General features: G+C 58.4%; 1 protein-coding gene. It reads right to left on the bottom strand.

What is annotated here, in order from left to right:
• Positions 1-239: helix-turn-helix domain-containing protein (locus AC5ZG1_RS44360; RefSeq protein WP_496136563.1), on the bottom strand; the 239-nt coding region annotated here is incomplete at its 3' end.
• Positions 240-452: the final 213 nt, after the last annotated feature.

The raw sequence follows: 452 nt of genomic DNA, 5'->3' as shown, positions 1-452 counted from the left end.
TCCGCCGTCCGGCAGCGTTGCACCAGCCAATCACGATGCTTTCCCGAAATCTTCTTCGGCTTGTAGCCGCCGATCTGGTCCGGCTCGACGCTGCCGGTCTCGCGAAAGCGCTGCACCCAGAGAATGGCCGTGCTGATGCCTATACCAAATTGCGCCGCCGCCTGATGGCACGACAGGCCACCCTTGCAAACGGCGTCAACCACGCGCTCACGCAGGTCAGTCGAATACGCTCGCCCCATCCATGCTGGCCTCCTTCCCAGCCAGCATGTTGAATCAGAACCGAGCTGATTTGGGAATGCTCAATCGATTCAAGCTAATCCCACCCCGCTCTAGTCATCTGGAACGCAAGTTCGTCACATTATATGATGGCTCGAATCTCTGTAGAGGAGAGCGCTTGTGGCGAATGCAGGTGTTAGAGGCCGGCCAATCGAGCCGTTGGTGCTGAGTCCGCA

The sequence above is a fragment of the Bradyrhizobium sp. Leo78 genome, assembly GCF_059512425.1.
This window is presented reverse-complemented; position numbering and strand designations above follow the sequence as displayed.